General features: G+C 58.7%; 3 protein-coding genes and 2 pseudogenes (1 of these 5 running past the window's edge). 1 reads left to right on the top strand and 4 read right to left on the bottom strand.

Features of this window, described 5'->3' with window-relative positions:
* Positions 1-902, bottom strand: a pseudogene (locus PSCI_RS30185) (ATP-binding protein) (its annotated part extends 133 nt beyond the left edge of the window); the annotation flags it as partial.
* Positions 903-1019: 117 nt separating this feature from the next.
* Positions 1020-2156 (bottom strand): annotated as a pseudogene (locus tag PSCI_RS30180) (PAS domain-containing protein); the annotation flags it as partial.
* Positions 2157-2801: 645 nt separating this feature from the next.
* Between PSCI_RS30180 and PSCI_RS13590 the strand changes: the two are divergent.
* On the top strand, positions 2802-4070 hold the full coding sequence (locus tag PSCI_RS13590) for a GGDEF domain-containing protein (protein ID WP_442965446.1): 1269 nt from the start codon (positions 2802-2804) through the stop codon (positions 4068-4070).
* 19 nt (positions 4071-4089) lie between these two features.
* On the opposite strand, the gene PSCI_RS13585 is transcribed toward PSCI_RS13590, so the two are convergent.
* Both PSCI_RS13585 and PSCI_RS13580 read right to left on the bottom strand, forming a co-directional pair.
* Positions 4090-5139: an XAC2610-related protein gene (locus tag PSCI_RS13585; protein WP_442965472.1), complete on the bottom strand. Its 1050-nt coding sequence runs from the start codon at positions 5137-5139 to the stop codon at positions 4090-4092.
* 178 nt (positions 5140-5317) lie between these two features.
* Positions 5318-6562 carry a saccharopine dehydrogenase family protein gene (locus PSCI_RS13580; protein ID WP_045494286.1) on the bottom strand — a complete coding sequence of 415 codons (1245 nt, stop codon included), beginning with the start codon at positions 6560-6562 and terminating at the stop codon, positions 5318-5320.
* Between the last annotated feature and the right edge of the window lies 1 nt (position 6563).

The following is a 6563-nucleotide window of genomic DNA, read 5'->3' as shown; positions in this document are numbered from 1 at the left end:
GCCGGGTAACATCGACGCAGTTCATGCAGCAGGTCGATACCGCTCATTCCGGGCATGACCACATCGGAGAACACCACATCAAACCGGTCGACACCCGCGCTCAGCTCAGCCAGTGCGGTATGAGCATCACCGGCCAATACCGTGATGTAGCCCAACTCGGCAAGTGCCTGGGTCGCAAAGACGCCCACATCCGGATTGTCTTCAACCACCAGCACTCGGGTTCCATGGCCTTCCTCAAGCGGTTCATCCGGGTCGCAGGGCTGCGCCCCCCGCTCCTGCCCTTCGACACGCGGCAGATAAAGCGTAAACGTGGTGCCTTTACCCCACTCACTGGCAACCGCTATTTCGCCACCCGACTGTTTGGCAAAGCCGAACACCTGACTAAGCCCAAGCCCGGTGCCTTGACCAACCCCCTTGGTGGTATAGAAAGGCTCAAAAATGCGCTCAAGATGCGTCATCGGGATACCGGTGCCGGTATCGCTGATCGACACCGCGACAAAAGCACCGGCCACCGCCGCATGGCCTCGCACCGCAGGCATGGACTCTACGGCGCGGACCGCAATGGTAAGTTTGCCCTGACCGTTCATGGCATCTCGTGCATTGACCAGCATGTTTACCAGGGCGGTATCAAACTGATTCGGATCGGCATTGACGAAGCAAGCCTGCTCGGGGAGATCCGTCACAATCTCGATCCGCGACCCCGTCAAAGTGCCGATCATTGCGCCGATCGCCCTGACGCTGTCGCCCGCACCAAACACTTCCGGCTTGAGTGTCTGGCGCCGTGCGAACGCCAGCAGCTGCCCAGTCAGCTTCGCCGCGCGATCAACCGTTTCCGAGATCGCTTTTATATAGCGGGTGCGCCGCTCTTGATTAAGATCCGGCCGCAGCAGCAGATCGGTTGAAGATCGGATCACCGTCAACAGGTTGTTGAAGTCATGAGCAACGCCGCCGGTCAACTGCCCCACCGCTTCCATCTTCTGCGCCTGTCGCAATGCCTCTGCCTGCTCGCGCTCAGCCGTCACGTGACGCCCCGCCGCATAGATCCGACCGTCCTGAAAGGTGGCCGTCCAGCTAAACCATTTATAGCTGCCGTCGCGGTGTCGAAGCCGGAACTGATACGGCACAGTCAACGGCGCCAACGCGATGCCGCGAAAACTGGCGAGTGTCGCCTCAAGATCTTCCGGATGAATATGCTGGTTAAGCCGCTTGCCCACCAACTCCTGCTCTGACCAGCCCAATTGCTCCGGCCAGCGCGCATTGACCTCATCGAGTACACCGTCCGGCGAGGCAATGACCAGCAGTTCTTGAGACAACCCCCAGGCACGATCACGCTCGCGCGTACGCATGGCTAATACATTGGCCTGCTCTTTCTCGGCGGTGATATCCCGCGCACTGCAATAGACCTTGCCATCCTCCAGAACCGCCACCCATGAAAGCCAGCGATAACTGCCGTCCCGATGCCGACAGCGATTTTCGAAACGCAAAACAGGCCTGCCTTGCGCCGCCTTGGCAAACATCATCTCGCTCTGCGCCAGATCATCCGGATGAATGAACGAGAACAATGGCGCATGCACATCTTCAGGCGACCAGCCCAACGTGATTCGCCACGCTGGGTTACAGGCTTCAATCACGCCTTGCGCATTGATGACCGAAAGCAAGTCAGGACTGAGCATCCAGGTACGGCTGCGCTCGGTGGCACGCTCATTGACCTTGCGCTCAAGTTCGCTGTTGAGGGCGCGTAACTCATCTTTGCTATTGCGCAGCCTCTGGTCGGAACGATGCCTTTCAATCGCCAGCGCGGCAGTCTGGGCGATCACCGCAATGGCTTCGATATCCCCCGGTGTCGGCGCTCGTGGTTCACCGTAATAAACCGCGAAGGTGCCCAGCACCACACCATCAGCAGCCTTGATCGGCATCGACCAGCAAGAACGCAGACCATGCGAGACCGCCAGGTCCGCATAGCCCTCCCACAACGGGTCATTGGCAATATCATTGACGAACACTGCACTGCCACGCGCAGCGGCCGTGCCACAGGAGCCGATCCCTTCGCCGATGGCAATGCCATGAATGGCCTCGTTATAAGCCGCCGGCAGGCTGGGGGCCGCGCCATGCAACATGTAATGGCCGTCCTCACTCAGGAACAACACCGAGGCCATCATGTTTTCACTTTGCGCTTCCACAGCGATCACCAGATCACTGAGCACCTCAGCCAGCGGCACGCCCGCGGCAATCTGGCCGAGTACCTTGCGCTCACGCTCGATCAACGCCTTGGGTGAATAGCTGGCACCCAACAGACTTGCATCTATAGAAGGCTTGGCGGACAGTTCTTCAAACACGCGAAATTACTCGTAACATGGCTATCGTCCCTGTTCAGGCAAAGACCGCATTGCAACCCACAAAACGCTGGCGCACCGCCTGTGGGCAAATTGGCATTGATCAACTATACGCCTCGGGCATTGTTCCCAATACGGCTGGTTGGACACCAGCCCCATCGAAAGTTGCCCGCCGCGGCGCCTATTCGCCAGCGCAAGCCCACTGACGTCCGGCAACCCCATTGCCAGAGCCTTGAATGTGGCATCTACCCGGAAACAGTGCTTTCATCGGTCAGACCAATATGCCATCTTGACTGCCGAGACAGTAATAGCAACAAGCCTTTAGCGGACAGGAGTGTCGAAATGCGGATAAAGGCCTCCTGCCTTATCATGTTGATCATTTTTATAGCGGCCCTGTTCGGCATCATGGCTCGCCCGCTCGGCACCCTTTCGTCTCTATGGCCCGCGAACGCCATCCTGGCAGGCCTTATGGTGCGTAATCCGCAGATGGCGACACCGCAAGGCTGGCTGGGTGCGCTGGTGGGGTTCGTGGCCGCCGACGTATTGACCGGCAGCACACTGCCCACCGCCTTGCTGCTGACCTGTGCGAATCTGGTTGGCGCCGCGATCGGCTGCTTCTACCTGTCACGGCTGGCCAAACCTCATTTGTCCCTGCAAACAACCGAGTCGGTACTGCATCTGATTCTGGTCAGTCTTGCGGCATCGGTCAGTGCCGGCCTGGCCGGCGCGGCAGCCATGCAGTACCTGTTCGGACAGCCCTTTGCCAGTGGCTTCTATTTCTGGAGCCTCGGGGAAATCGTCCATTACGCGATCATCCTGCCGATGGTGCTGGCCGCCCCCACGCCACAACAGACACGCCAATGGTGGCGAAACTTCCGACAGACCGCCAGCTTGCCGGGCCTTTATCGACAAAGCATTCCATTGCTGGCCTTGGTTCTGTCCAGCGCCGCTGCGTTGTGGATTGGCGGCCCTGGTGCAGTGATGTTCTCGGTACCGGCACTGCTCTGGTGCGCCTTGAGTTACAACCTGTTTGGCGCGACCGTCGTGACGCTAATCTTCAGCAGTTGGACGACCATCGCCATCTCCCAACATTACCTCGACCTCTCGGTTACCTGGCCACTGGCAGTGGCCGACCTGCAGTCGATTCGTATTGGCATCCTGCTGCTGACCCTCACCCCTTTGACGGTGGCGATCATTTCTGCTGCGCGTCAGCAGCTCCTGCAACAGGTTCAGCACCTCGCCTCGCATGACCAACTCAGCGGCCTGCTCAACCGGCGCGCGTTCCATGATCAAGCTACCCAATGCCTGCAGGCGCAGCAGCGCCAGAGCCCATTGCTGGCTGTGCTGATGCTCGATATTGATCGTTTCAAAAGCATCAATGACACTTGGGGCCATTCAGCCGGCGACCAGGTACTGGTGAACTTCACCCAGGTGGCCAGCGAGTGCCTGGGCGAGCGCGGTCTATTTGGCCGGGTCGGGGGTGAGGAGTTTTCAATTCTGGTGCCGGTAAGCTCTGCAGATGAAGCAGGCCAGATTGCTGAAAATATTCGCCAGCGTTTTGCACACACTCCGCTTGATCTCGGGGCCGGCAGGCTGATCGAGGCCACAGTAAGCATCGGCGTGGTGACCACCCAAGACGCCGAGCCGCTTAAACAACTGCTGTTGCGCGCCGACCAGGCGCTTTACCAGGCCAAACACCAAGGCCGTAATCGCGTGCAGTTAGCGGTGCCGGCCTGATGTCATCAACCTCTGAACGCTACCGGGCATCCTGCAACGCCTGGCCTACTTGCTTGAGCGAACCTTCGATCGGCCCTGCCAGCAGCTTCAGTTCAGTGGTCTTGCCGCGAATCACCACTTCCATATTGTTCGGCTTGCCCCGCTTGTCGCCAACAATCCGGTAGGTGGTGTCGCCACGAACGAAGCTCAGCACCTGACGCACGCCGTCGTAATCGAACGCTTGCGGCTCTGCCTCGGGGTAAACCAGGCCGACTTCGTTGTTGTTATCGACCGCCACATAGTAGACCGGTGAGTGGTCGCCCCAACGGAACAGAATGATGCGCTTGCCCGATGGCGCCAGCCGGAACGCCAGCAGGGTCTGGATTTCTTCGGCCGGGTCCCACAGCGTCCGGGTGGTACTGACACGCTTACCATCGGCTTCCCGCCAGCGGGTTTCTCTAGGCAAACCGGCCACACCGCTGGCATCAATCGCCGTCTCCACTTCAATTACGGGCTCACCGCTATCGATGCGGTAAGTGGTAAACCAATGGCTGCAACAGCCACTCTTGGCCATGGTACTGACCCGGCGCGTCTGGGCGTTGTAGTCGAAGAAGCCGCAGTAATTCTGCGCCAGCTCGGTAAACGCCTCACTTCGCCGAAACCCCTCGGCAGTGCCAAGAAACACCTGATACGACGGGCCGTGATAGCAACTGAACTGGCCGTCCATCAGCGCCAGATCCTTGATGCCGTCGAAGTTGAAATCGTCATAAATCAGCACACTCTGCTCGCCGTACGGCAACTCGTGCACATTGGCCTTGACCTTGCCAGTCTTCGGATCGGTGTTCAGCACCAGTTCATCAGAACGCACCTGAAGCAACTCGGCGCCGTCCTGCTTGTTATAGATACGGATGATACCTGGGCGAAATACCTCGTCCTCGGCGGAGATCTCCAGGGTGGCCCGATAATGCTCGGCGAAATCTTGCAGGTTGTAGGTGCTGCGGGTGATTTCCTGAAACCGGTCGGCATCCATTTCGCCATAGATCTGCGGCGCACTGACCGCACTGACCAGCAGCGGCACAAGCAAGGTCATGGTGAACAGGCATAGCCGCTGAATGATGGAAACCGACACGACGCAACTCCCTTTGATTGAGCGATGGTTTGACTGAGCGATGGCGTGCGATTGTCGGTGATTGTTCAGGGAATGTCTGCTAGCTCTCAGAAACAGAAAAGGACCGCCGCAGCGATCCTTTTCTTTCAACCAGTCAGGCTTAGACTGCCTGATCCCATGGGCGGTCGCCGTGCTCGTCCTTGATACGAGTCGGCAGGCCCATCACATCCAGCAGCTTGAGGAACGGCTCGGCTGGCAGTTCTTCGACGTTGGCCATGTGTTTCACATCCCACTCACCACGGGCCACCAGCAGTGCGGCGGCGACTGGCGGAACACCAGCGGTGTAAGAGATGCCCTGGCTGTCAGTCTCGGCGAAGGCTTCGGTGTGGTCGGCAACGTTATAGATGAACACTTCACGTGCCTTGCCATCCTTGGTGCCCTTGACCAGGTCACCGATGCAGGTCTTGCCGGTGTAGCCCGGCGCCAGCGACGCTGGGTCCGGCAGCACGGCCTTGACCACTTTCAGCGGCACGACTTCCAGACCTTCAGCGGTTTTCACCGGTTTTTCAGACAGCAGGCCGAGGTTCTTCAGCACGGTGAAGACGTTGATGTAGTGCTCGCCGAAGCTCATCCAGAAGCGCACGTTCGGTACGTCCAGGTTCTTCGACAACGAGTGCACTTCATCGTGACCGGTCAGGTACAGGTTCTGCGAACCCACGACCGGCAGGTCGTCGGTGCGCTTGACCTCGAACATGGTGTTGCTGGTCCACTGGCTGTTCTGCCAGCTCCACACCTGCCCGGTGAATTCCCGGAAATTGATCTCCGGGTCGAAATTGGTGGCGAAATATTTGCCATGGGAGCCGGCATTGACGTCGAGGATGTCGATCGAATCAATCCGGTCGAAATGCTGTTGCTGCGCCAAAGCTGCATAAGCATTGACCACACCCGGATCAAAGCCCACGCCAAGAATGGCGGTCACGTTCTTCTGCTGGCACTCCTCGAGGTGTTTCCACTCATAGTTGCCATACCAGGGCGGCGTCTCGCAGATTTTGCCCGGTTCTTCGTGAATGGCGGTGTCCAGATAGGCCACGCCGGTATCGATGCAGGCACGCAGCACCGACATATTGAGAAAAGCTGAGCCGACGTTGATGACGATCTGCGATTCGGTTTCGCGGATCAGCGCCTTGGTCGCCTCGATATCCAGTGCATTCAGGGAAAAGGCCTGGATATCAGCGGGCTGCTTGAGGCTGCCCTTGGCCTTGACGCTGTCGATGATGGCCTGGCATTTGGAGATGTTGCGCGACGCGATGGCAATACGACCGAGCTCGTCGTTGTGCTGCGCGCACTTGTGGGCCACCACCTTGGCGACACCTCCTGCACCAATGATAAGAACGTTCTTCTTCAAT

It is taken from the genome of Pseudomonas sp. StFLB209, from assembly GCF_000829415.1.
Classification (GTDB): Bacteria; Pseudomonadota; Gammaproteobacteria; order Pseudomonadales; family Pseudomonadaceae; genus Aquipseudomonas.
This window is presented reverse-complemented; position numbering and strand designations above follow the sequence as displayed.

What these genes read in the sequence shown, in the direction of transcription:
- PSCI_RS13590 (WP_442965446.1), top strand. Translation starts at nt 2,802, where the DNA reads ATGGTGCGTAATCCGCAGATGGCGACACCGCAAGGCTGGCTGGGTGCG.
- PSCI_RS13585 (WP_442965472.1), bottom strand. Translation starts at nt 5,139, where the DNA reads ATGACCTTGCTTGTGCCGCTGCTGGTCAGTGCGGTCAGTGCGCCGCAG.